The sequence below is a fragment of the Sphingomonas paucimobilis NBRC 13935 genome (assembly GCF_000739895.2).
Lineage (GTDB): Bacteria > Pseudomonadota > Alphaproteobacteria > Sphingomonadales > Sphingomonadaceae > Sphingomonas > Sphingomonas paucimobilis.
On the sequence record NZ_BBJS01000007.1, the window covers coordinates 1 to 24,882 of the forward strand.

The 24,882-nt window shown below is 65.5% G+C and carries 21 protein-coding genes; 16 read left to right on the top strand and 5 right to left on the bottom strand.

Features of this window, described 5'->3' with window-relative positions; genetic code table 11:
- Nucleotides 1–59 precede the first annotated feature (59 nt).
- Nucleotides 60–2,747: an aconitate hydratase AcnA gene (gene acnA, locus SP6_RS01465; RefSeq protein WP_007405451.1), complete on the bottom strand. Its 2,688-nt coding sequence runs from the start codon at nt 2,745–2,747 to the stop codon at nt 60–62.
- A gap of 366 nt (nt 2,748–3,113) precedes the next feature.
- Here acnA and SP6_RS01470 point away from each other — a divergent pair, with 366 nt between their 5' ends.
- The 6 genes from SP6_RS01470 to phaP all read left to right on the top strand — a co-directional run bounded on the left by SP6_RS01470 (nt 3,114) and on the right by phaP (nt 5,836).
- Nucleotides 3,114–3,311 carry a hypothetical protein gene (locus SP6_RS01470; RefSeq protein ID WP_037568861.1) on the top strand — a complete coding sequence of 66 codons (198 nt, stop codon included), beginning with the start codon at nt 3,114–3,116 and terminating at the stop codon, nt 3,309–3,311.
- 139 nt (nt 3,312–3,450) lie between these two features.
- Nucleotides 3,451–4,020: a helix-turn-helix domain-containing protein gene (locus tag SP6_RS01475; RefSeq protein WP_082052391.1), complete on the top strand. Its 570-nt coding sequence runs from the start codon at nt 3,451–3,453 to the stop codon at nt 4,018–4,020.
- A 64-nt stretch (nt 4,021–4,084) separates the two neighbouring features.
- Nucleotides 4,085–4,432 carry a hypothetical protein gene (locus SP6_RS01480; RefSeq protein WP_113667421.1) on the top strand — a complete coding sequence of 116 codons (348 nt, stop codon included), beginning with the start codon at nt 4,085–4,087 and terminating at the stop codon, nt 4,430–4,432.
- 51 nt (nt 4,433–4,483) lie between these two features.
- Nucleotides 4,484–4,942, top strand: coding sequence for a hypothetical protein (locus tag SP6_RS01485; RefSeq protein WP_007405392.1), 459 nt, complete (start codon nt 4,484–4,486; stop codon nt 4,940–4,942).
- Complete coding sequence (locus SP6_RS01490; protein ID WP_007405468.1) at nt 4,939–5,394, top strand: hypothetical protein; 456 nt, start codon at nt 4,939–4,941, stop codon at nt 5,392–5,394. Before SP6_RS01485 ends, SP6_RS01490 begins: the two co-directional genes overlap by 4 nt.
- Nucleotides 5,395–5,473: 79 nt before the next feature.
- Nucleotides 5,474–5,836 carry a phasin family protein gene (phaP, locus tag SP6_RS01495; RefSeq protein ID WP_082052400.1) on the top strand — a complete coding sequence of 121 codons (363 nt, stop codon included), beginning with the start codon at nt 5,474–5,476 and terminating at the stop codon, nt 5,834–5,836.
- Between the two features lie 47 nt (nt 5,837–5,883).
- Here the strand turns inward: phaP and SP6_RS01500 are convergent, their stop codons facing one another.
- The 3 genes from SP6_RS01500 to SP6_RS01510 are packed head-to-tail and all read right to left on the bottom strand — an operon-like array spanning nt 5,884 to nt 11,889.
- The gene (locus SP6_RS01500) at nt 5,884–7,470 is read right to left on the bottom strand and encodes an efflux transporter outer membrane subunit (RefSeq protein ID WP_007405358.1); all 1,587 of its coding nucleotides are present in this window, start codon (nt 7,468–7,470) and stop codon (nt 5,884–5,886) included.
- On the bottom strand, nt 7,470–10,697 hold the full coding sequence (locus SP6_RS01505) for a multidrug efflux RND transporter permease subunit (RefSeq protein ID WP_007405415.1): 3,228 nt from the start codon (nt 10,695–10,697) through the stop codon (nt 7,470–7,472). Before SP6_RS01505 ends, SP6_RS01500 begins: the two co-directional genes overlap by 1 nt.
- 7 nt (nt 10,698–10,704) lie before the next feature.
- On the bottom strand, nt 10,705–11,889 hold the full coding sequence (locus SP6_RS01510; RefSeq protein WP_042468356.1) for an efflux RND transporter periplasmic adaptor subunit: 1,185 nt from the start codon (nt 11,887–11,889) through the stop codon (nt 10,705–10,707).
- Nucleotides 11,890–12,156: 267 nt separating this feature from the next.
- Between SP6_RS01510 and rpiA the strand changes: the two genes are divergently transcribed.
- The 7 genes from rpiA to SP6_RS01545 all read left to right on the top strand — a co-directional run bounded on the left by rpiA (nt 12,157) and on the right by SP6_RS01545 (nt 19,239).
- The gene (rpiA, locus tag SP6_RS01515; RefSeq protein ID WP_007405398.1) at nt 12,157–12,828 is read left to right on the top strand and encodes a ribose-5-phosphate isomerase RpiA; all 672 of its coding nucleotides are present in this window, start codon (nt 12,157–12,159) and stop codon (nt 12,826–12,828) included.
- 72 nt (nt 12,829–12,900) lie between these two features.
- Nucleotides 12,901–14,988, top strand: coding sequence for a transketolase (tkt, locus tag SP6_RS01520; protein ID WP_037568866.1), 2,088 nt, complete (start codon nt 12,901–12,903; stop codon nt 14,986–14,988).
- Nucleotides 14,988–16,112, top strand: a complete 1,125-nt coding sequence (gene tal / locus SP6_RS01525) for a transaldolase (protein WP_037568867.1) — start codon at nt 14,988–14,990, stop codon at nt 16,110–16,112. The genes tkt and tal overlap by 1 nt, the downstream gene beginning before the upstream one ends.
- 76 nt (nt 16,113–16,188) lie before the next feature.
- Nucleotides 16,189–17,172 (top strand): phosphogluconate dehydrogenase (NAD(+)-dependent, decarboxylating), encoded by a 984-nt coding sequence (gnd, locus tag SP6_RS01530; RefSeq protein WP_007405401.1) that lies wholly within the window; start codon nt 16,189–16,191, stop codon nt 17,170–17,172.
- Nucleotides 17,169–17,990: a Cof-type HAD-IIB family hydrolase gene (locus SP6_RS01535; protein ID WP_007405474.1), complete on the top strand. Its 822-nt coding sequence runs from the start codon at nt 17,169–17,171 to the stop codon at nt 17,988–17,990. The genes gnd and SP6_RS01535 overlap by 4 nt, the downstream gene beginning before the upstream one ends.
- Nucleotides 17,987–18,733, top strand: coding sequence for an HAD-IIB family hydrolase (locus SP6_RS01540; protein WP_007405375.1), 747 nt, complete (start codon nt 17,987–17,989; stop codon nt 18,731–18,733). Before SP6_RS01535 ends, SP6_RS01540 begins: the two co-directional genes overlap by 4 nt.
- Nucleotides 18,730–19,239, top strand: a complete 510-nt coding sequence (locus tag SP6_RS01545) for a biliverdin-producing heme oxygenase (protein WP_007405424.1) — start codon at nt 18,730–18,732, stop codon at nt 19,237–19,239. Before SP6_RS01540 ends, SP6_RS01545 begins: the two co-directional genes overlap by 4 nt.
- Before the next feature lie 240 nt (nt 19,240–19,479).
- On the opposite strand, the gene SP6_RS01550 is transcribed toward SP6_RS01545, so the two are convergent.
- Nucleotides 19,480–21,636 carry a histidine kinase dimerization/phosphoacceptor domain -containing protein gene (locus SP6_RS01550; RefSeq protein WP_007405440.1) on the bottom strand — a complete coding sequence of 719 codons (2,157 nt, stop codon included), beginning with the start codon at nt 21,634–21,636 and terminating at the stop codon, nt 19,480–19,482.
- Between the two features lie 182 nt (nt 21,637–21,818).
- Here SP6_RS01550 and SP6_RS01555 point away from each other — a divergent pair, with 182 nt between their 5' ends.
- From SP6_RS01555 to SP6_RS01565, 3 genes are read left to right on the top strand one after another with little or no spacing between them, the layout of a single operon-like run.
- Nucleotides 21,819–22,985 (top strand): acyl-CoA dehydrogenase family protein, encoded by a 1,167-nt coding sequence (locus SP6_RS01555; RefSeq protein WP_007405391.1) that lies wholly within the window; start codon nt 21,819–21,821, stop codon nt 22,983–22,985.
- A gap of 16 nt (nt 22,986–23,001) precedes the next feature.
- Entirely contained in the window at nt 23,002–24,600 is a 1,599-nt protein-coding gene (locus tag SP6_RS01560; protein ID WP_037568871.1) for a carboxyl transferase domain-containing protein, read from the top strand.
- A gap of 5 nt (nt 24,601–24,605) precedes the next feature.
- On the top strand, nt 24,606–24,881 hold the full coding sequence (locus tag SP6_RS01565; RefSeq protein ID WP_007405494.1) for a barstar family protein: 276 nt from the start codon (nt 24,606–24,608) through the stop codon (nt 24,879–24,881).
- The last annotated feature ends 1 nt before the right edge of the window (nt 24,882 follow it).

Here is a 24,882-nt window from a genome sequence, read left to right on the forward strand (position 1 = left end):
ACAGGGGAGGAAAGTGGAGGCGGAGGCTCCGAACGATTCGGCGCCTCCGCCGTTGACCTTTACGCCGCCAGGTTGCGCAGCACGTACTGCAGGATGCCGCCGTTCAGGAAATATTCCAGCTCGTTGACGGTATCGATGCGGCACTTGGTCAGGAAGGTCTCGGTCGAGCCGTCCTTGCGGGCCAGGATCACTTCGACATCCTGACGCGGGCGCAGACCAGCGACGCCCTGGATGGTGAAGGTCTCGCTGCCGTCCAGCTTCAGCGTCTCGCGGGTCACGCCCTCGGCGAACTGAAGCGGCAACACGCCCATGCCGACCAAGTTCGAGCGGTGGATACGCTCGAAGCTCTCGGTGATGACCGCGCGGACGCCGAGCAGGTTGGTGCCCTTCGCCGCCCAGTCGCGCGACGAGCCCGTGCCATATTCCTTGCCCGCGACGATGACGAGCGGCGTGCCGTCGGCCTTGTGACGCATCGCGGCGTCATAGATCGGCATCACTTCGCCTTCATACTTGGTCATGCCGCCTTCGATACCCGGCACCATCTCATTCTTGATGCGGATATTGGCGAAGGTGCCGCGCATCATCACCTCATGGTGACCGCGACGCGCGCCATAGGAGTTGAAGTCCTTCTTGGCGACCTGATGCTCCTGCAGGAAGATGCCGGCCGGGCTGTCAGCCTTGATCGAACCGGCCGGGCTGATGTGGTCGGTGGTGATCGAGTCGCCCAGGATCGCGAGCGGCTTGGCTTCGATGATGTCGGTGACGGGCTTCGGCGTCATCTCCATGCCTTCGAAATAGGGCGGGTTGGCGACATAGGTCGAGCCGGCCGGCCAGGCATAGGTGTCCGAACCGGTCACCTGGATCGCCGACCACTTGGCGTCGCCCGCATAGACGTTGCCGTAGCGCGAACGGAACATCTCATCGTCGATGTTCGCATCCATCAGGGTGCGGACTTCCTCGTTCGAAGGCCAGATGTCCTTCAGATAGACGTCCTGGCCGTCCTTGCCCTGGCCGATCGGCGTCTCACGCATGTCCTGCGTGACGGTGCCCTTCAGCGCATAGGCGACGACCAGCGGCGGCGAGGCGAGGAAGTTGGCGCGCACGTCGGGCGACACGCGGCCTTCGAAGTTGCGGTTGCCCGACAGGACCGAGGCGGCGACGATGTCGTTGCCGTTGATCGCCTTCGAGATCGGCTCGGCGAGCGGACCCGAATTGCCGATGCAGGTGGTGCAGCCATAGCCGACCAGGTTGAAGCCGATCGCGTCGAGATCGGCGGTCAGGCCCGCCTTGTCGAGATAATCGGTGACGACCTGGCTACCGGGGGCGAGCGAGGTCTTGACCCAGGGCTTGGGCTTCAGGCCCAGCGCGTTCGCCTTGCGGGCGACCAGGCCGGCGGCGACCAGCACCGACGGGTTCGAGGTGTTGGTGCAGCTCGTGATCGCGGCGATCACGACGTCGCCGTCGCCAATGTCATGGCCACGGTCGTCGACCGCGACGCGGGCGGGCGCGTCCTTCTTGTACACCTTGGCGAGGTCGGCGTTGAACACGTCGTCCACCTCGGTAAGCACGACCTTGTCCTGCGGACGCTTCGGGCCGGCGAGCGACGGCACGACCGTCGACATGTCGAGTTCCAGCGTGTCGGTGAAGACGGGGTCGGCGGCATCGTCGTGACGCCAGAAGCCGTTGGCCTTGGCATAAGCCTCCACCAGGGCGACATTCTCGTCCGAACGCGCGGTCAGGCGCATATAGTCGAGCGTCTTGTCGTCGATCGGGAAGAAGCCGCAGGTCGCGCCATATTCGGGCGCCATGTTGGCGATCGTCGCACGGTCGGCGAGCGTCATCGACGACAGGCCGGGGCCGTAGAACTCGACGAAGCGGCCGACCACGCCCTTGGCGCGCAGCATCTGGGTGATGGTCAGCACCAGATCGGTGGCGGTGATGCCTTCCTGGAGCTTGCCGGTCAGTTTGAAGCCGACGACTTCGGGGATCAGCATCGACACGGGCTGGCCGAGCATCGCGGCTTCCGCCTCGATCCCGCCAACGCCCCAGCCGAGCACGCCCAGGCCGTTGATCATCGTGGTGTGGCTGTCGGTGCCGACCAGCGTGTCCGGATAGGCGATCGCGGTCGAACCCTGCGCGTGCTCGCCGGTCTCGGTCGAGGACCAGATGGCCTGGCCGATATATTCCAGATTCACCTGGTGGCAGATGCCGGTGCCCGGCGGGACCACCGAGAAATTGTCGAGCGCCTTGGAGCCCCACTTCAGGAACTCATAGCGCTCCATGTTGCGCTGATATTCGAGGTCGACATTGTCCTCGAACGCCTGCGGCGTGCCGAACTCGTCGACCATGACCGAGTGATCGATGACGAGGTGGACGGGAACCTGCGGATTGATCTTGGCCGCATCGCCGCCCAGCTTGGTGATCGCGTCGCGCATCGCGGCGAGGTCGACCACGCAAGGCACGCCGGTGAAGTCCTGCATCAGCACGCGGGCCGGGCGATACTGGATTTCGCGGTCCGAGCGCTGGGTCTTCTGCCAGTCGACGATCGCCTGGATATCTTCGCGCGTGACGGTCTTGCCGTCCTCGAAGCGCAGCAGATTCTCCAGCAGCACCTTCATCGAGAAGGGCAGGCGGCTGATATCGCCCAGTTGCTCGGAGGCCTTGGCGAGGCTGTAATAATCATAGGTCTTGCCGTCGACGTCGAGCGTCGAGCGGGTCTTCAGGCTGTCCTGGCCTATCGCAGTCATGGGCGTCCCTTCTTGGTCGAGCCGAGCACGCCAGGGGGACACGGCAGCATGCAGCCGCGAGCAGGCGCGCCGGGGAAATCTCCGGTTGACACGCGCGGCCTTAGCAATGGGGAAGCCCAGTGGGAAGGGTGTCGCGCCCGAAACGCCGCGCAATCCGTCCGCCACCCTGGCCACTCGTCGCAGCCATGGAAAAAGCGTGGAACAGCATGGTCGAATGGCAGGTTTAAACGCGATGGACGGAGTCAGGATGATGTATCGCGCGACGGTTTCACAATGCCTCATGGCCCGTGGCGAAATCCGCCATGTCGGGGTGGCGGCAGTTGTGCTGTGCATCCAGCCGGCCGTCCTTAGCGTCGGGTGGCGGCAATGACCCGGGAGACGCCCGGGCGGGGCCGCAGTTCCGATCCGATCGTGGCCGTCGGTCTGCTGACCCAGCGCGACCTGGACGTATTGGGCACCGGCTTTCGCCGGTCCTTTCCCGTACACCAGGACACGCAGTTCGACGATCTGTTGCTCGCGCTCGATTCGATCGAAGCGATCGACGTGCCGCGCAAATCCCGCTGAGCCATGGGCCGCGTTAACCATTTTTCTTAAAATATTGCTTCAGCACCGGTTCGGACGCTGAACTGCTTGGCGTAGAGCCACTCTCCCGGCTAGGGCAAAGATCGTAGCCGGTTTTGGTCCGGCCCGGTCGGAAAGAGAGATGACTCCCGAACGTTTTGCCCTGCTCACCCGACGTCATCGAGAATGCCTGCGTGGCGTGAAGGCGTTGAAGGGATCGAAGGAAATCGCCGCCGAACTCGGGCTCGGGAAATCTACGGTCGACAGCTATCTGGCCGAAGCGGTGCGCCTGCTGGGTGCGCGAAATCGTCGTGAGGCGGCGCTTGCCCTGGCCGAATATGAAGTCGATGAAACCGAGAAAGTCATTGATGAAAATGACCAAGTCATTGAAATTGTAGAAGAAGAAGACCCCGATAAAATCATACCCGATTCTGCGGGGCTGGTTTCCGACACGCCGGCCGTGGCAGTTCCATCGGCACCGGATGGGAGTACGGTCGGCGGGGCGGTACAGGGCGGCCATGTCCACGTATCGCCCCGCTTGTCTCTTCCTTTCCGGCGGCAAGGTCAGACCCGCAACGACATGAACATCGCCGAAAGGCTGTTCTGGATACCCACGATCGCTATCGCTCTCGCCATCGGCTTCGGCATGCTGGCCACCGGGCTGGACGTGATGACCCGCGTGATCGGGCGGCTGACGCATCTTGCCGGATGACACCATCTTCCCGCGCTCATGGCGCGGGGGCCCAGGATCAGGGCTTTAGTCGGGGGAACAGGCGATGATGACGGAACAGGACGCAGCGCTTCAGGTAACCCAGCTGCTGTGGAAGTTGGAAAACGAACTCGATGCCGCTTTCTCGACGGTAGGCGAACTGGCCATGGCGCTGCCGCGCGCCCGCGCCGAAGCCAAGCTGTCGGCCGTGGTCGGCCAGCATGCCTTTGAGCAGATCGGCCAGGCAATGCTCGCCATCGGCAATGCACGCGGCCATACCGTGCAGAGCCACCGTATCCTGGAAAAGGTCGGTAAGACGATCGGCTTCGATGCCGACGAATATGGCGACAATCATCCCAAGCCGCCGGAAGTAGCCGGCTCGATCACCACCATGCCGCTCCGCGTGGCGGCCTGATCAGGGCAGGGACGGCGTGCCTCATTGGATTTTCTTGCTGCGGGGCACGCCGTGACGCACATCTATGTCTTCAACATCGTTCAGGGGCTGATCTGCCTCTATGCGCTGACGATGGGCGGCTGGCCCGAGCGCTGCGGAGCGATTCTGTTGCTGGCTGCAACGGGGGCGACATTGATGCTCGCCTTTGAGCCATCGACGCATTTCCGTACGACGGATATGCGCGAAGTGGCGATCGACATCGTGCTGATGGGCGGCCTGATCACGATCGCCATGCTGGCGAACCGCTTCTGGCCGCTTTGGCTGGCGGCGCTGCATCTTCTGGGTATCGGTATCCACGGTGTGCGTGGACTCGATGCCAATCTCATGCCGTGGATGTATGGCATGGCCGAGGGCAAGATCGCCTATCCCATGCTCGGAATATTGGGGATCGGCGTCCTGCGCCATCAGATACGAGTCGCTCGCCATGGGCGCGATCCTGACTGGGCCTTTTCTTGGCGAGATTTTCGATGACCTCCGACTTTCGTCTCCTGCACTGGCCGGTCGAGGACCGCGCCAGCCTGGAACGCTTTGCCGAGGCCATGACCGAGGTGAAGAGCCGTATCGAAGCGATTTCCGGCGAGGTCGGGGGCGTGCCGGTGCCGCGCCTGCCGCGTGTCCCCAGTGCCCAGGAATGCGCCGGGGTGATCCTGCGGCGACGCCTCGACCTGCGGCGGCTGGCCGGAGACCATGCCGATATGCTGGGTGATCCCGCCTGGGAAATCCTGCTGGCGCTGTTCCAGTCCGACGCGCCGATGCGCGAAGCGGCGATATTGGAGGCGATTGGATTGCCTATGCAAGGCCAGGCCGGATTGCGCTGGGTGCGTCTGCTCGTCGATCGTGGCTGGCTGATCCGGGACGAAGCGGGCCTGAGCCTGGGGCAGGCGGGCAAGACGCTCTTGGAACGCTACTTCGCGGGTGTCTGATTGCCGGACGGGTCCGTGCAACTCCTGGGACGGCCAAGGGTTCAATCCAGACACGCAATTGGGTGAGGAGACGGACGAGATGGCCGAGGATATGGGTAATGGCGGCGGCGCGGGCGCGATCGGCGGCGATATGGGCGCCGGCCAGTTTTCCGAACGCTTGAAGGGCGCGGGCGAGGCCATGCAGGCCTCCGGGCAAAAAATCGCCGAGGGCGGCTCGGCGGTGACGCTGAAGATGCTCGACCAGGCGGAAACCAATGCGCGCGAGGCCTTTGCCGCGATGCGTCAGGCGGCGTCGGCCCGCGACCTGTCGGACGTGATGCGGATTCAGACCGATTTCCTGCGCGAACAGGGCAATCGCTCGATGGCGCAGGCGCGCGAGATCGGCGAGATGATCGTCCAGTTCGGACGCGACGCGGTCGGGGTGGCGCGCGGACAGAAGTAATCCATGGCCCGCCCGGCGCTTCCGGCGACCGGGCGGGACCATAGGTCTTAGCGGGGTGCCGTCACGCTTACGGCCGGAATCGGCCCATTGCTGGTTGCATCCAGCAGCGAATCACCGCCCAGTACGCGGTAGAGCGTCACGCGATTGTTCGCCGCGACCAACTGCGTCGCGATCAGCGTGCGTTGCGCCGAATAGAGCGAACGTTGCGCGTCCAGCGTATTCAGGAACGGGGTGACCCCGCCACGATAGCTGGCCTCGGTCAGGCGATAGGTATCGGCGGCGGCGATCAGGAAGCGGCGATTGGCGCCGAGCTGGTCCGCGATCGTGCCTTGCCGCGCCAGGGCGTCGGCGGTTTCCTGGAAGGCGGTCTGGATCGCCTTTTCATAGGTCGCGAGCAGCGCGTCGCGCTGCGCCTCCGAATAGCGGACATTGGCAACGCCCGCGCCCGCTTGGAAGATCGGATAGCTGACCGAGGGCGCGACCGAATAGTTGAAGCTGCCCCCCGAAAAGAGCGACGAGAGCGCGGTGCTGGCAAAGCCGACCAGCCCGGTTAGCGAGATGCGCGGGAACAGCGCCGCGCGTGCCGCGCCGATCTGGGCATTGGCGGCGCGCAGCTCATATTCGGCCTGCACCACATCGGGCCGCCGCAACAGGATGCCTGAATCCAGCCCGGCGGGTAGGGTGGCGATGGTCGGGCTGGCCTCGTCGATCGACTTTGGCAGCAGCGCGGTATCGATCGGCGCGCCGACCAGCAGTTGCAGCGCGTTGACGTCCTGCGCCACCGCCGTCGTCTGTTGCGCCAGATCGGCCTGCGCGGTCGCCAGCACCTGTTCGGCCTGGCGCAGATCGGTGCGGGGTGCGATGCCGCCCTCCAGCCGGGCGCGGGTCAGGGTGACGCTGCGCTGCGCGCTGGCGGCGGTGTCGCGGGCGATGGCGAGCAGGCTCTGGTCCGCGCCATAGTTGAGCCACGCCTCGGCAATGTCGCCGACCAGCGTCAACCGGGTGGCGCGCGCTGCCGCCTCGGTCGCGAAATAGCGGTCGAGCGCGGCACCGGTCAGCGAGCGGATGCGGCCGAACAGGTCGAGCTCGAAGGCGTTGACGCCCAGATTGACCGACCAGGCGCTGCCGCTGCCATTGGCACCCGTGACGACGCCGCCAGCGCCGCCGTTATCTATGCCACCATTGCCGACGCCACCGTTTCCGGTCCCGCCATTACCCGTACCGGTCCCGCCATTACTGATACCGGTGCCACCGCCGCCAATGGCGTTGGAGGCCGCGCCGCCCGATCCCCGGTCGGTATAGCTGTAGCGCCCATTGGCGCTGACATTCGGCAACAGGCTGGCGCGCTGGATGCGATATTGCGCGCGGGTCGCGGCGATATTGGCGGCGGCCACGCGCAGGTCGCGATTGTTGACCAGCGCCTGTTCGATCAGCCGCTGCAACCGGGCGTCGCGGAAGATGTCGGTGTAACGGACGGTCGGCAGCGCCGCTTCCGACTGGCGCAGATAGGCGTCGCCGACCGGCCAGGAGGGCGGCACCGGCGTCGCGGGCCGCTCATATTTCGGGGCCATCGAACAGGCCGACAGCGCGGTCGCGGTCAGCAGCAGGGCGGGGAAGGGGGACAGGATACGCATCAGGCCTTCTCCGCCGCTTCGCCTTCGGGGGGACGATGTCCCGCGCCATGCTCGCTCATCGGCTTGCCTCGCAACCGGGCGAGGCCGTTGCGCACCGAACGGCGGACCAGCACGAAGAACAGCGGAATGTAGAAGATCGCCAGCACCGTGGCGGTCAGCATGCCGCCGATCACGGCGGTGCCGATCGCGATACGGCTGTTGGCGCCCGCACCGGTCGAGATGGCGAGCGGCAGCACGCCGAAGATGAAGGCGAAGCTGGTCATCAGGATCGGCCGCAGACGGATCTTGGCCGCCTCCAGCGCGGCGTCGATGACGCGCTTGCCCTGTTTCTCCGCCTGTTCAGCAAACTCGATCATCAGGATGGCGTTCTTCGCCGCCAAGCCCATGGTCGTCAGCAGACCGATCTGGAGATAGACGTCGTTGGTCAACCCGCGCAGCGTGACGAAGGCCACCGCGCCGATCAGGCCGAGCGGAATGACCAGCAACACCGCGAACGGGATCGACCAGCTTTCATAGAGCGCGGCGAGGCAAAGGAAGACGACCAGGATCGACAGGGCATAGAGGATCGGTGCCTGTCCGCCCGACAGCCGTTCCTGATAGGACAGGCCCGCCCAGGCGATCGAGGTGCCGGGGATTTCTGCGGCGAGCTCGGTCATCCGCTGCATGGCGTCACCCGAGCTGTAGCCGGGTGCCGCCGATCCCTGGAATTCGTAAGACGGGATGCCGTTGAACCGCGACAGGGTGGTGGGCGCCACGCCCCAGTTGATCGTCGAGAAGGACGAGAAGGGCGCCATCTGGCCGCTCGACCCGCGCACGAACCATTGTTTCAGGTCTTCGGGCTCGGAGCGATAGGGCGCGTCGCCCTGGACGAAGACGCGCTTGACGCGGCCGCGATCGATGAAGTCGTTGACATATTGCCCGCCCCAGGCGGTCGACAGGGTCGAGTTCACCTGCTGCTGCGTGAGGCCCAGCGCCGACAATTTCTGCTGATCGAGATCGACGCGGAGCGTGGCGATATCGGGCAGTTCGGTCAGGCGGACCGAGGCGAGCTTGGGGTCGGCATTGGCCTTGGCGAGCAACTCGTCGCGCACCGCCTCGAACTTTTCGAGCGGCATGCCCGAAATATTCTGCAACTCCATGGTGAAACCGTCCGACTGGCCCAGGCCACGAATGGCCGGCGGCACCAGCGCGAAGACCTGTGCGTCGCGAAGGCCCCGGAAGGCGGCGGAGGCTCGTCCGGTGATCGCGTCGGCACTGTTTTCCTTGCCCTTGCGGTCGGCCCAGTCGACGAAGTTGATGAAGCCCTGGCCGGTATTCTGGCCGCTGGTGCCGCCACCGCCGCCCCCCGAGACCGAGAACAGAACCTTGACGTTCTTGCCCTCATGCTGGGCAAAATACTGCTCGACCCGGCGCTGGATTTCCATCGTGCGCGCTTGCGTCGCACCGGCGGGCAGGCGGAACTGGACGATCGCCGATCCCTGATCCTCGGTCGGTAGGAAGCCGGTGGGCAGGCGCAGGAACAGGATCGCCAGCAATGCGACGACGCCGACATAGATCAGCAGGAACAGCCATTTGCGATCGACGACGGTCCGCACGGCCGAGGTATATTTCTCGACCGTCCATTCGAAGCGCGAATTGAACCCGTCCTTCGCCCGTTGCAGCCCATGCGCCACCCGCGGGAATTTGCGGTCGAGCCAGGCGCCCTCCTCGCCTTCCTTCGCCTTTCGCTTGAGCAGCGTGGCGGTCAGTGCGGGGCTCAGGATGATCGCGACCGCGACCGACAGGATCATCGCCGAGACGATGGTGATCGAGAATTGGCGATAGATGACGCCGGTGGACCCGCCGAAGAACGCCATCGGCAGGAACACCGCCGACAGCACCAGCGCGATGGCGATCAGCGCGACGGTGATCTCGCGCATCGACTCGATCGTCGCCTCGCGCGGGGTCATGTCGGGATTTTCCTCGAGCAGACGCTCGACATTCTCCACGACCACGATCGCGTCGTCGACCAAGAGGCCGATCGCCAGTACCAGCCCGAACAGGGTCAGCGTGTTGATCGAGAAGCCGGCCAGATAGAAGATGGCGAAGGTGCCGAGCAACACCACCGGCACCGCGATCGTCGGGATCAGCGTCGCGCGCCAGCTTTGCAGGAAGACGAACATGACGATGACGACGAGGATGATCGCCTCGATCAGCGTCTTGACCACCTCGTCGATCGACAGCTTGATGAAGGCGGTGGTGTCGTTGGCATAGGCGACCTTCAGGCCCGGCGGGAAGGTCTTGGCGACGCGGGTGATCTCGGCCTTGACCAGTTCGGCGGTCTTCAGCGCGTCGGCGCCGGGCGCCATCAGAACGGCGATACCGGCACCGGGATGCTGGTTGATCCGGCTGACCGCGGCATAGCTTTCCGCGCCCAGCTCGATCCGCGCCACGTCGGACAGCTTTACGGTCGCGCCGTTGTTCAGTGTCTTGACGATGATCTCGCGGAACTGCTCGGGCGTCTGGAGGCGCGACTGCGAGGTCACGGTCGCGTTCAGCATCTGGGTTTGTGCCGAGGGCGTACCGCCGACCTCGCCCGCCGCGACCTCGGTATTCTGGTTCTGGATCGCGGTCGTCACGTCGGACGGCATCAGCTGGTAGGAGGCCAGCTTCTCCGGATTGAGCCAGATGCGCATCGCATATTGCGAGCCGAAGACGTTGGTGTCGCCGACGCCCTGGATACGGCCCAGCGGGTCCTGCAAATTCGAGACGAGGTAATCGGCGACGTCCTGATTCGTCATCCGGTTCGTCTCGTCATAGACGCCCGCGATCAACAGGAAGTCGGGGTTCGACTTGCGGACGACCAGGCCCTGTTGCTGCACCTGTTGCGGCAGGCGGGCGACCGATTGCTGGACTTGGTTCTGGACCTGGACCTGCGCGATGTCGGGGTCGGTGCCCTTGGCGAAGGTCGCGGTGATCGTCACCGAGCCACGGCTCGACGAGGAGGACTGGAAATAGAGCAGCCCGTCGATGCCGGTCAGCTGCTGCTCGATGACCTGGGTGACCGAATTCTGCAGCGTCTGCGCGGATGCACCGGGGAAGGTGGCGCGGATCGACACCTGGGGCGGGGCGACGTCCGGATATTGCGCGATGGGCAGGCCCATGATCGCGCCGATACCCGCCAGCATGACGATGATGGCAAGGACCCAGGCGAAGATGGGACGATCGATAAAGACGCGGCTGAGCATGGTCCGGTCAGCCCGCCTTGCCCTTGGCGGCCTGCATCTTCTTCAACTGTTCGGGCGAGGGGGGCTGGACCTTTTGCGGGCTATTGGCCGGCACCGCGCGCACGCTCTGTCCGGGGCGTAGATTGGCGAGGCCCTGGGTCACGATCTTGTCGCCCGGCTTCAGCCCGTCGGTCACCACCCAATAGGCGCCCTGGGTCCGCTCGGCCTTGACCTTCTTCTGCTGCACCTTGTCGTTCGGACCCACGATGAACAGCGTCGCATTGCCCTTCGGATCGCGCGATACCGCCTGTTGCGGGACCAGATAGGCGCTGGTGTCGATCGCCTGTGCGAAGCGGGCGCGAACGAACATGCCGGGCAGGAGCAGCCCTTGCGGATTGGGGAAGCGCGCGCGCAGCGTCACCGTACCGGTTTGCGGATCGACGACCGCCTCGGCGAACTGGACCGTGCCCGTCTGCCCATAATCGGTGCCGTCCTCCAGTCGCAGCGAGACATTGGCGCTGGCCGGGATCAGCCCGTCACGCGCCGCGAGATTGCGGCGCAGCGACAGCAGATCTGTCGCCGATTGCTGGATGTCGACGAAAATCGGGTCGAGCCGCTGGATCTGTGCCAGCGGATCGGTCTGCCCCGAACTGACCAGCGCCCCGACGGTGAACAGCGAGCGGCCGATCCGCCCGGTGATGGGGGCGGGCACGGTGGTGAATTGCAGATTGACCCGCGCGGTTTCCAGCGCGGCCCGCGTCTGTGCGACCTGCGCCGCCGCCTGGCGGGCCGAGGCCTGGGCGTTGGTATAATCCTGTTTCGAGATCGCCTCGATCTGCGCGAGCGGGCGATAGCGTTCGGCGAGCGTGCGCGTCGCCTCGGCATTGGCCTGCGCGCTCTGAAGGTTGGCGGCCGCCTGGTTGACCGACGCGCGATAGAGGCGCGGATCGATCTCGTAGAGTGGCTGGCCGCGCTTCACGAGCGTGCCCTCGGTGAAGAAGCGGCGGCGGATGACGCCCGTCACCTGCGGCCGCACGTCGGAGCTTTCAAAGGCCGTGGTGCGTGCCGCCAGTTCCGTGACGATCGGCGCATCGGTCGGCTGCACGGTGACGAAGCCGACGGTCGGCGTCTGCTGCTGCCCGCCATTGCGCCCCTTGGCCGCGCCGCCCTTGTCCCCGCCACAGCCCGATAGAGTCGCCAGGGCGAGGGCCATGGCCGTACCGGCGAGCGCCGGGTACCCGCGAAAGCCTGGAAAATTCAATTCGTTCACCTGCCTGAGATTCGAGCCGCGCGAACCGACCCGCGCGTCAATGCATGAGCCCGTCAAACGTTGCTGACCTGTGTCAAAGTGCACGATGCGGGCGCGAAAAGGCAAGTGATGATGGCCTAAATCCCCCGCCTTAATTGTCGCAATTTGTCGCGCTGCGGCAAAAGCCGGAGCGGACGGACCCTTTGGAGTTCTGATGCATTTTCAAGGGACATGATCGATCGGGATGCCGATAAGCGCCTAGCCGCCAGCGCCGCCGTGCGAGAAATTTGCGACGATATGCTTGTGGGGCTTGGGACGGGGTCCACCGCCGCCCATGCCATTGCCGCTCTGGCGGAACGACGATTGCGTATCGAAACGGTCGCGACATCAGAGGCGAGTGCGGCGCTCGCCCGATCCTTGGGTCTGACGGTGCGCGATTTCGCCCAGGTCAGCCGGGTCGATGTGGCGATCGATGGTGCGGATGCGATCGATGCCGGTTTGCGCGCCGTGAAAGGGGCGGGTGGCGCGATGCTGCGGGAAAAGGCGGTGGCCGAGGCCGCGGATCGGATGATCGTCATCGCCGATGGATCGAAGCGGGTGGAGCGACTGGCGCCGACCAAGCTGCCGATCGAGATTCTGCCTTTCGCACGCGCCTTCGTGATCGAGCGCCTGTCGCGATGGTTCGACCATTGCATCGACCGACCCGATTACCGGACCGATAACGGCAATATCGTCGTGGATGGCCATGGCTGGGACGACACGTCCCCCGACACGCTGGCGGCGGCGCTGATGGCGGTTCCCGGTGTCGTCGGGCACGGATTGTTTCTGACCGAGATCGACGCCGCCTATATTGCCGACAACGGGTTCGTTACCCGGCTGGAACGGGGGCGGAACCCGCGCTAAGGCCGGTCGCGTATGGCAACCAGAGCGGACGCGCAGGCGTTCGATCGTACATATAAGGATGAGGCCAGTTTCATGACCGATGCCACCACCCACGCCGTGGCCGATACCCATCTGCACGAGGACGGGTCGATCGAGCGCCTGACCATCGACACCATCCGCACCCTGTCGATGGACGCGGTGCAGCAGGCCAATTCGGGCCATCCCGGCACCCCCATGGCGCTGGCGCCGGTCGGTCACACCATCTGGTCGAAATTCCTGCGCTACGATCCCGCGCATGCCGACTGGCCCAATCGCGACCGCTTCGTGCTGTCGGTCGGCCATGCCTCGATGCTGCTCTACTCGCTGATCCATCTGGCGGGGATCGAGGAGATCGATGCGAACGGCAACAAGTCGGGCAAGCCCGCGCTGAGCCTGGAGGACCTTAAGGGTTTCCGCCAGCTTAACTCCAAGACGCCGGGCCATCCCGAATATCGCCACACCACGGGCGTCGAGACGACGACCGGCCCGCTGGGTGCCGGTTGCGGCAACTCGGTCGGCATGGCGATCGCCGAGCGCTGGCTGGCGGCGCATTTCAACCGTGAAGGTTTCCCGATCTTCGACCATGACGTTTATGTCGTGTGCGGCGACGGCGATATGATGGAGGGCGTCGCGTCGGAGGCGGCCTCGACCGCCGGCCACCTCAAGCTGTCCAACCTCTGCTGGATCTACGACTCCAACCATATTTCGATCGAGGGCGGCACCGATCTGGCGTTCGACGAGGATGTGGGCAAGCGCTTCGAGGCCTATGGCTGGAACGTCATCCATGTCGACGACGCGAATGACGTCGCGGCGCTGACCGCCGCGCTCGACGATTTCAAGGCGACCCAGGACAAGCCGACCTTCATCGTCGTGAAGTCGGTCATCGGCTATGGCAGCCCCAAGGCGGGCAGCGAAAAGGCGCATGGCGAGCCGCTGGGCGAAGACGCGATCCGCGCGACCAAGAAGGCCTATGGCTGGCCCGAAGACGCCAAGTTCCTGGTCCCCGATGGCGTGCGCGAAGCCTTCCAGGGCGCGATCGAGACGCGCGGCAAGCCGCTGCGTGACGAGTGGGTCGCGATGGTCGAGCGTTATCGCGCCGAATATCCCGAACTCGCCGCACAGCTCGACGCAATGCTCTCCGACACCCTCCCCGAGGGCTGGGACAGCGAAATCCCGGTGTTCGAGGCGGATGCCAAGGGGGTGGCCAGCCGCGACTCGGGCGGCAAGGTGCAGAACGCCATCGCCGCCAAGGTGCCGTGGCTGGTCGGCGGTTCGGCCGATCTCGCGCCCTCGACCAAGACGCTGATCAAGGATGGCGGGTCGTTCCAGGCGGGCAGCTATGACGGCCGCAACCTGCACTTCGGCGTGCGCGAGCACTCGATGGGCGCGATCGTCGACGGCATGGCGCTGTCGCACCTGCGCTCCTACGGCGCGACCTTCCTGGTCTTCTCCGACTATATGCGCGCGCCGATCCGCCTCGCCGCGATCATGGAGCTGGGCGCGATCTTCGTCTTCACGCACGACTCGATCGGCGTGGGCGAGGATGGTCCGACCCACCAGCCGATCGAGCATCTGGCGACGCTGCGCGCGATCCCTGGCCTCGACACCATCCGGCCGGGCGATGCGAACGAAGTCGCCGAGGCATGGCGCTGTGCGGCCGAGTCGGCCGATCATCCGACCGCGCTGATCTTCTCGCGTCAGGCGCTGCCGACGCTGGATCGCAGCAAATATGCGGCGGCCTCGGGCCTCAAGAAGGGCGGCTATGTCCTCGCCGATTGCGAGGGCACGCCGGACGTGATCCTGATCGCCACGGGGTCGGAACTGTCGCTGGTGACCGACGCCTATGAGACGCTGACCGCCGACGGCATCAAGGCGCGCGTCGTCTCGTTGCCGAGCTGGTACCGCTTCGAGATGCAGGACGCCGCGTACAAGGAAAGCGTGCTGCCGCGCGCCGTCACCGCGCGTCTGGCCGTCGAGCAGGCCGGATCGATCGGCTGGGATCGCTATGTCGGTTTCGAAGGTCGCACGATCACCATGTCGACGTTCGGTGCCTCCGCCCCCATATCGAAGCTGCAGGACAAGTTCGGCTTCACTCTCGACAATGTCGTGAAGGTGGCCCGCGAATTGGTGGAGACCAAGTGATGAGCAAGTTGCAGGAACTGGGCGCCAAAGGCTGTGCCCCCTGGCTCGATTTCGTCGATCGCAAGTTCCTCGAGGCGAAGGGCTTGGAAAAGCTCGTCGCCGAGGACGGGCTGACCGGCGTCACCTCCAACCCGTCGATCTTCGAAAAGGCGATGGGGCATGGCGACGCCTATGACGGCACGCTGGGGGCGTTCGACAAGGAAAACCCCGGCGCGGCGACCATCGACCGCTACGAGCATCTGGCGATCCAGGACATCAAGGCGGCGGCGGAAACGCTGAAGCCGGTCTATGACCGGCTCGACGCCAAGGATGGCTATGTCAGCCTGGAGGTGTCGCCCTACATCGCCGACGACACCGACGCGACCATCGCCGAGGCGGAAAAGCTGTGGCACGCGGTCGATCGCCCCAACCTGATGATCAAGATCCCCGGCACCGATGCGGGCGCGCCCGCCATCTCGGCGACCATCGCCAAGGGGATCAACGTCAACGTCACGCTGCTCTTCTCGCAGGACGCCTATATCAAGGTGGCCGAGGCCTATGTGGCCGGCCTGGAAGAGCGGGCGAAGGCCGGGCAGCCGATCGACCGGATCGCCAGCGTCGCCAGCTTCTTCATCAGCCGTATCGACTCGGCGATCGACAAGAAGATCGACGAGCGCGTGGGCGCCGGTGATGCCGAGGCCGATGCGCTCAAGGCTATTCGCGGCAAGGTCGCGATCGCCAACGCCAAGATGGCGTATCAATGGTATCTCGAGTTTCTGAAGTCCGACCGTTGGCAGGCGCTGGCGGCGAAGGGCGCGCAGCCCCAGCGGCTGCTCTGGGCCTCGACCGGTACCAAGGACCCGTCATATCCGGACACGCTCTATGTCGACACGCTGATCGGCCCGGACACGGTCAACACCATGCCGCCCAAGACGATGGACGCGTTCCGCGACCATGGCACGGTGGCCGACACGCTGACCGCCGATATCGACGAGGCGCGCCATGTGCTGGCCGAGGCCGATCGGCTGGGCCTGGATCTGAACGACGTCACCGACACGCTGGTGCAGGAGGGGGTCGCCTCCTTCGTCAAGGCGTTCGACGATCTGCTCGGTGCGATCGGGAAGAAGCAGCCCGCGACGGCCTGACCCGACAGGCCCCCTTCCCAAGGCGGGAAGGGGGCCTTTCACTTTCTACGACACCAGAAACATAATGGAGTTCCGCATGAAGATCGGTCTGGTCGGCCTCGGCCGCATGGGTGGCAATATCGCTCGCCGCCTGATGCAGGCTGGGCATCAGGTGGTGGCCTGGGATCGCAGCGACGAGGCGGTGCAGACGCTCGCCAAGGACGGCGCGGAGGCGGCCACGGGGCTGGAGGACATGGCGACCAAGCTGGCCGACAAGGCGATCTGGTGGGTGATGCTGCCCGCCGGCAGTCCGACCGAGGACACGATCGCGGAAATCGCCAAGCTCGCCAAGGACGGTGACGTGGTCATCGATGGCGGCAACAGCTTCTACAAGGACGATATCCGCCGTTCCAAGCAACTGGCCGAACGGGGCATCCATTATGTCGATGTCGGCACCTCGGGCGGCGTCTGGGGCCTGGAGCGCGGCTATTGCATGATGATCGGCGGCGATAACGAGACGATCGCGCATCTCGACCCGATCTTCGAGGCGCTGGCACCGGGCCTGGGCGATATCGTCCGCACGCCGGGCCGCATTGCCGACAAGGTCGATGAGCGTGCCGAGAAGGGCTATATCCATGCCGGTCCCGCCGGAGCCGGCCACTTCGTCAAGATGATCCACAACGGCATCGAATATGGCCTGATGCAGGCCTATGCCGAGGGCTTCGACATTCTGAAGTCGAAGAACAGCGACAAGCTGCCCGAGGACGAACGCTTCGACCTGAACCTGACCGACATTGCCGAAGTATGGCGGCGCGGCAGCGTGATCTCGTCCTGGCTGCTCGACCTGACCGCGATTGCGCTGGCCAAGGACGAGATGCTGGAGCAGTTCTCGGGCCATGTCGCGGACTCGGGTGAGGGCCAGTGGACGATCGATGCGGCGATGGAGGAGAAGGTCCCGGCCAATGTCCTGACCGCCTCGCTCTTCGCGCGCTATCGCAGCCGGATCGAGCATACCTATGGCGACAAGGTGCTGTCGGCGATGCGCTTCGGCTTTGGCGGCCATACCGAAATCCCGCAATGAGCCTGCCCATTCGACTGGTCGTGTCGGACGTCGACGGCACGCTGGTCGATCCCGACAAGACGCTGCGTGCCGCCACCATCGCTGCCGTCCGGCGGCTGGAGGCGGCGGGGATCGGCTTTACCATCATCAGCGCCAGGCCCCGATCGGGGCTGGGATGGCTTGCCGACGAACTGGCGATTGACGCGCCGATCGGGGCGTTCAACGGCGGCACCGTGTTCCGCCGCGACGGGTCGATCGACGCGCAGTTCCGGGTACCGGTCGAGGTTGTGAAGGACGTGTTGGCGATGGCGGCGGAGAGCCCCGTCGCCATCTGGGTCTTCGCCGATGACCGCTGGTATGCCAGCAGCGGCGAGGGCACCCATGTCGAGCACGAACGCAAGGCGTCGGCGCAAGAGCCCGTGGTCACGCAGGACTTCGCGGCGCTGGTCGACAAGGTCGACAAGATCACACTGGTCAGCGACGATGCGGACCTGTTGCGCGGCCTGCACGAGCGGACGAATGAGGCGCATGGCGAGGCGGCGACCATCGCCCAGTCGCAGACCTATTATCTCGACGTGACCGCGCTCGCCGCGAACAAGGGCGACGGCGTGGCGACGCTGGCCAAGGCCTTCGGTGTGCCGCTGGAACAGGTGGCGGTGCTGGGCGATCAGGCCAACGACCTTCCCATGTTGAGACGCGCCGGCCTGCCGATCGTGATGGCGAATGCGCCCGACGCTGTTAGGGAACAGATATTGGTACACACCCGTTCCAACGCGGACGACGGCGTGGCCTATGCCATCGACAATCTCATCATGCCCAGAATCGGAGTGCCTTCATGAAGCAACTGGTTGCGTTCGACCTCGACGGGACGCTGGCCGAAAGCAAGCAGCCGCTGGGCGAGCCGATGGGGGAGGCGCTGGCCGACCTGCTCGACGTCGCGCATGTCGCGGTGATCTCGGGCGGTGACTGGCCGCAGTTCGACAAGCAGGTGGCCAGCCGCCTGCCCGAACGCGCCGACCGCAGCAAGCTGTGGCTGATGCCGACCACCGGCACCAAGCTCTACACCTACAAGGACGGAAGCTGGACCCCGGTCTATGCCGAGCTGTTCGACGACGCGACCAAGGCGAAGATCCTGGAGGCGTTCGACGCCTCGCTGGAAGCGACCGGCTTCGTGCCCGAACAGACCTGGGGCGAGCGGATCGAGGATCGCGGCAGCCAGATCACCTTCTCCGCGCTCGGCCAGCAGGCGCCGATCGACGCTAAGGAACATTGGGACCCCAAGTTCGAGAAGCGCAAGGTCATCCAGGCCGACCTCAAGCAGCGCCTGCCGGGCCTGTCGATCAATATGGGTGGCGCGACGTCGATCGACATCACCCGTGAGGGCGTTGACAAGGCCTATGGCCTGAAGAAGCTGCGCGATGCCAGCGGGATCGAACTCGATGCGATGATGTTCATCGGCGACGCGATCTTCCCCGGCGGCAACGACTATCCGGCCAAGGAACTGGGCCTCGACACGGTACGCGTGCGCGACCCGGAAGAGACGCTGGCCGTCATCGCGGGGATCGTCGCCTGCCTGAAGTGAAGGACGGCGCATCGGCCATCCTGCGCGCGCGGACGGCGGCGGCGCATGAGGTGGTGGACGCTGCCTATGGTGCCTATCGCCTGGATGATCGGGAAAGCTACACGGCGTTCCTGATCGCCCATGCGCGTGCCCTGCCGGCGGTCGAAGCTTGGCTCGCCGGGCAGGCGATCGCCTTTCCCTGGCGGGCGCGGCGGGAAGCGCTGGCGGCGGACCTTGCCGCGCTGGGGCGAGATATGCCCGAGCCGCTGTCCTTCTCTTGCGCGACCGACGAAGCGGCGCGCTGGGGGGCGCTCTATGTGACCGAAGGGTCGCGGCTAGGCGGCGTGATGCTGGTCCGGCAGGTGGGTAAGGGGTTGCCCAGAGCCTATCTCGAATCGGGCTTCGGCCCCGGCGAATGGCGCGATTTCCGGCATGCGCTAGACGCAGCGGCGGATGACGAGGCGTGGATCGACCGCGCGGCGGCGGCGGCGGAACGGGTCTTCGCGCTTTATAAACAAGCCGCTTAAACCCACCCCCCGTTCAGCCTGAGCGAAGTCGAAGGCCATGAGCAGGCCTTAGTCGCCCTCACCCTTCCCACGCGCTATCGCGAGCGGGCCCAGTGTCGGGTGAACTGCGCCCCGCTGTTCACCCGACACTCCTCTCCCAGCGGGAGAGGGAGGCGCGGAGCGCCGGAAGGGTGAGGGTGTTGGGGTCCGTCCCGTGGCCTTCAACTTCGCTTAGGCTGAACGGGACGGTGTTACGCCCCCTCAATCCGCGATCGGCGCGATCACGATGGCGCGCAGGCCGGGCTGGTTGTCGTCATATTCGATCGATCCCGACAGCCTTTGCATCATCGCCGCCATCATCCGGCTGCCGAAACCGCGCCCGTCGCCGATCGGCGCGTTCATCCGGCCGCGGCCTTCGTCGGCGACGATCAGGCGCAGGCGGTTGCCATATTGCTCCAGCGTGATGGTCACCGCGCCGGCCGCGCCGTCATAGGCATATTTGGTGGCGTTGATGATCAACTCGGTGGTGACCAAGCCCAGATTGATCGCGCGATCGGTGGGCATCAGCACGGGCGCTAGGTCCAGCCGCATCTGTGCGCTCCACTCGGCCCCCAGCGACTGTTTCATGTCGCCGACCAGTTCCTCCAAATAGCGTGCCAGATCGACCGTTTGGATCTGATCGTCGCGATAGAGTCGGCGATGGACGAGGGCGACCGCCGAGAGCCGGGCCTGCGCCTCGGTCAACTGCTCGCGCACGCCCGGATCGGTCGCCGCCTTGGCCTGGAGCGCGAGGAAGGAGGAGACGAGCTGAAGGCTGTTCTGGACGCGGTGGTCCACCTCCTTCATCAGCACGTCCTTCTGCTGAAGAAGCAGGTCCTTGTCGTCGAGTGTCCGCTGAAGCGCCGCGTTCAGGCTGCGCAGGCGGTTGTTCTGGAAGCCGTCATGCAGCGCCCGGCGCAGGCGGTGCGCCGCTTCCACTTCTTCCAGCGTCCAGCGTCGCGAACGGCCGCGCACCGTTTCGCGCCAGCTCTCGAACGAGGCACGCGGGCTGAGCGTCTCGTCGGTGCGCAAGGCGACCGACTTGTGGGGATTGCCCGCCCATTCCACCTCTTCGACCTGCTCGGCGCGGAACCAGAGCAAGCTCAGGCCTCCGTCGATCAGCGGCAGGGCCAGCACGCCGCTGGCGGTCGCGGAGAGCCCCTTGGTATCGGGCATGACCGCGCCCAGCTCATGCGTGGCGTAGAGTTCGCCCCCGCCGCGCAACAGTGCCCATTGCGCGATCTCGAGCAGCGCCAGCGGGGGTGGGCAGAGACCATGACTATAAACCCGGCCGCTATCGACCAGCGCGAAGCCTGAGGCGTTCATCATCGCCATCAGATCGGGAAGCAAGTGACGGATCGCGGGTACGATCTCGCCTTGCCCCGCGATCCGCGGGATGATCGCATCCTCTGCGGCGCGCAGGCGGAAGCGTTCGCGATAGAGCTCGGCCTCTTCCTTGGCGCGCACCTGGCGTGCCAGGCCGCTGGCCAGCGTGGCGGCGGCGGCGCGCAGATCGGGCGACAATCGGCGCGGGCTCTGGTGGTGGCAGGCGACCATCCCCCAGAGCAGCCCGTCCTTGACGATCGAGATCGACGCCGAGGCGGCAACGCCCATATTCTGAAGATAGCGGACATGGACCGGCGACACGCTGCGCAGGCCGACATCGCTGAGATCGGTCGATTCGAAGCCTTCGGGCCGCAGGGGGGCGGGGACATAGGCGGCATCGGGAATGCTGCGCGTCCGATTGCGGATATAGAGCGCCCGCGCCTGTTTCGGGATGTCGGAGGCGGGGAAATGGTGATGGAGGAAGGAGTGAAGGCCCGGCGCCCGGGCCTCCGCCACGACCCGTCCCGAATCGTCATCGAGAAAGCGGTAGAGCATGACCCGGTCGAACCCGGTCAGGGTGCGAAAGGTGGCGGCGGCGCGTTCGTACAGATTCTGCAGGTCGCCGGTCCGCTCGAAACTGGTCGCTGCGGCGTCCAGCCAGCTCAGTGGACTGCCGGAACCCCAGGGTGCATCGGTCAGCGCCGGCTCCAACTCGACGAGCAGCCGATCGCCTGCCAGCCGATGGGCGGTCACGGCGAACAGCTCGTCTATGCCCCGAATCGGCCGCGTGACCGTAACGGAACCTTGCCCTGCGGGCATCGTCGCCAGCGTCTCCGCCGCGTCGTCGCCCAGCAATGTGGCCAGCGGCATACGCAGCCAATCGGCGGCTAGTCGCTCCTCAAGCGCCCCAGCACCGGCGATGGCGATCAGCGGCTGACCCTCCGCCACCAGTAACAGCCCATGCGGCTGGATCGCGCCAGGTATATGGATGGGCTCCCGATCGCAGGCGGAAATATCCTCGCCCGGATCGGTCTCGACAAGGCGCGTGGCCATCAGGGTCGGACTTTCCTCACCGGCTTCACATGCCGGGTTTCCCCAGGACATGCAAATGATAGAGATCAAGTGATAAATCCAGAAACGGGAGCGAACGTCCCGTCCAGGAACAATGATTGCGCATTTGGGTAATATCCGGTTAAGGCGACGCAACGGACTCAAAGAGCCGTGTTGGAGAGGACATGATCGACGATTTCGATTTCGCGCTGGGTGAAAGCGCGGACATGATCCGTGACGCGACCCGCCGCTTTGCGGCCGACCGCATCGCCCCGCTTGCCGCACGGATGGACGCGGAGGACTGGTTTCCCCGCGATATCTGGCCCGAAATGGGCGCGCTGGGCCTGCATGGCATCACCGTGGACGAAGCCGATGGCGGCTTGGGTCTCGGCTATCTGGAGCATGTCGTCGCGATCGAGGAAGTGTCGAGGGCCTCGGCCTCGCTGGGCCTGTCCTATGGCGCGCACAGCAATTTGTGCGTCAACCAGATCCGCCGCTGGGGTTCGCCGGAGCAGAAGGCGAAATATCTCCCCGGCCTGATCTCGGGCGAGCATGTCGGTAGCTTGGCCATGTCCGAGGTGTCGGCGGGTTCGGACGTGGTGTCGATGAAGCTGCGTGCCACCCAGGTCGAGGGCGGTTGGCGGCTGAATGGCACCAAATTCTGGATCACCAACGCACCCTATGCCGATACCCTGGTCGTCTATGCCAAGACCGGCGAGGGCAGCCGTGGGATCACCGCCTTCCTGATCGACAAGGACATGGCCGGCTTTTCCATCGGCCAGAAGATCGACAAGATGGGCATGCGCGGCAGCCCGACCGCCGAGCTGGTCTTCAACGACTGCTTCGTCGCCGACGAACAGGTGATGGGGCCGGTCAACGGCGGCGTCGGCGTGCTGATGAGCGGCTTGGATTACGAACGTGCGGTGCTGGCGGGCATCCAGCTCGGCATCATGCAGGCGTGCCTCGACGTCGTGGTTCCTTACGTCCGCGAGCGGCGGCAGTTCGGCCGGGCGATCGGCGAGTTTCAGCTGATCCAGGCCAAGATCGCCGACATGTATGTCGCGCTCAATTCGGCGCGCGCCTATGTCTATGCCGTGGCGCGGAGTTGCGATGCGGGGCGGACCACTCGGTTCGACGCGGCGGGCGCGATCCTGCTGGCGAGCGAGAATGCGGTGAAGGTCTCGCTGGAGGCGATCCAGGCGCTGGGCGGGGCGGGCTATACCAAGGACTGGCCGGTCGAACGTTTCGCGCGCGATGCCAAGCTGCTCGACATCGGGGCGGGAACCAACGAAATCCGCCGGATGCTGATCGGCCGCGAGTTGATCGGCAAGCTTGATAAGGTGGCGCAATGAGCCTTGGGGTGAAGTGATGGGGGCGGTGATCTCCTCGCGCATCGCGCGCGACGATGCGGCCTTCCGCGCGAACGCCGATCACAATCGCGCTCTGGCCGAGCGGTTGCGTGCCGATGTGGCGAAGGCCGGGCTGGGCGGCGGCGACGCTTCGCGCGAGCGCCATGTCGCGCGTGGCAAGCTGCTCCCCCGCGACCGGGTGGAGCAGTTGCTCGATGCGGGCTCGCCCTTCCTCGAAATCGGCCAGCTTGCCGCCAACGGCCTGTATGACGATGCGGTGCCGGCCGCGGGGATGATCGCCGGGATCGGCCGTGTTCATGGCCGACAGGTGATGATCGTCGCCAACGACGCGACGGTGAAGGGCGGCACCTACTTCCCGCTGACTGTGAAGAAGCACCTTCGCGCGCAGGAGATCGCGCTCGAGAACCGGCTGCCCTGCATCTATCTCGTCGATAGCGGCGGCGCGAACCTGCCGCATCAGGCGGAGGTGTTTCCCGACCGCGATCATTTCGGCCGCATCTTCTTCAACCAGGCGCAGATGTCGGCGGCGGGCATTCCCCAGATCGCCTGCGTCATGGGAAGCTGCACGGCGGGTGGTGCTTACGTCCCCGCCATGTCGGACGAGACGGTGATCGTGCGCGGGCAGGGGACGATCTTCCTCGCCGGGCCGCCGCTGGTGAAGGCGGCGACGGGCGAGGTCATCTCGGCCGAGGAACTGGGCGGGGCGGACACCCATGGCCGCAAGTCGGGCGTGGTCGATCACGTCGCCGAGAATGACGACCACGCGCTGTCGATCGTCCGCGACATCGTCGAGACGCTGCCGCCGCAGACCCTGCCTGATGTCAATCTCGCGGAAGCCGATGCGCCGCTCTACCCGGCGGAAGAGCTGTACGGCCTGATCCCGCAGGACGTGCGTGCACCCTATGACGTGCATGAGGTCATCGCGCGGCTGGTCGACGGATCGCGCTTCCACGAATTCAAAGCACTGTATGGCGCGAGTCTGGTCTGCGGCTTCGCGCATATCCATGGCAAGCCGGTCGCGATCCTCGCCAATAACGGCGTGCTGTTTTCGGAGAGCGCGCAGAAGGGCGCGCATTTCATCGAACTGGCGTGCCAGCGGCGTATCCCCTTGCTGTTCCTCCAGAATATCTCCGGCTTCATGGTCGGTGGCCGCTATGAGGCCGAGGGGATCGCCAAGCATGGCGCCAAGCTGGTGACGGCGGTGGCGACCGCGCAGGTGCCCAAGATCACCGTGCTGATCGGCGGCAGTTTTGGTGCGGGCAATTACGGCATGTGCGGGCGCGCCTATTCTCCGCGCTTCCTGTTCACCTGGCCCAATGCGCGGATCAGCGTGATGGGCGGCGAACAGGCGGCGAGCGTGCTGGCGACCGTCCACCGCGACGCCGACAACTGGACGCCGGAGGAAGCCGAGGCGTTCAAGGCCCCGATCCGCCAGCGTTACGAGGATGAAGGCAATCCCTGGTACGCGACCGCGCGGATGTGGGATGACGGCATCGTCGATCCGGCGCAGACCCGCGACGTGCTCGGGCTGGCGCTCGATGCCTGCCTCAACGCCCCCATCGCGGAGGCGCCCCGCTTCGGGGTGTTCCGCATGTAATGGCGATGGACCTGACCATCGACGGCGCCACGGTTGCCGATGAAGCCGACTTCCACGCGCGTATCCGTGAGGTCTCGGGCGTCGAATGGTATGGCGGTAGTCTGGATGCGCTGTTCGACCTGCTGGTGGCGGTCGTCGAGCCGCCGATCGCTTTGCGCCTGACCAAAGCGGCCGCCGCGCGACGGGTCGTGGGGGAACGCTTCGACCGCATTTTGACCGTGATCTTCGATGCCATCGCCGAACGGCCGGGCGGTGCCATCACGCTGACGCTGGAGTCCTGAT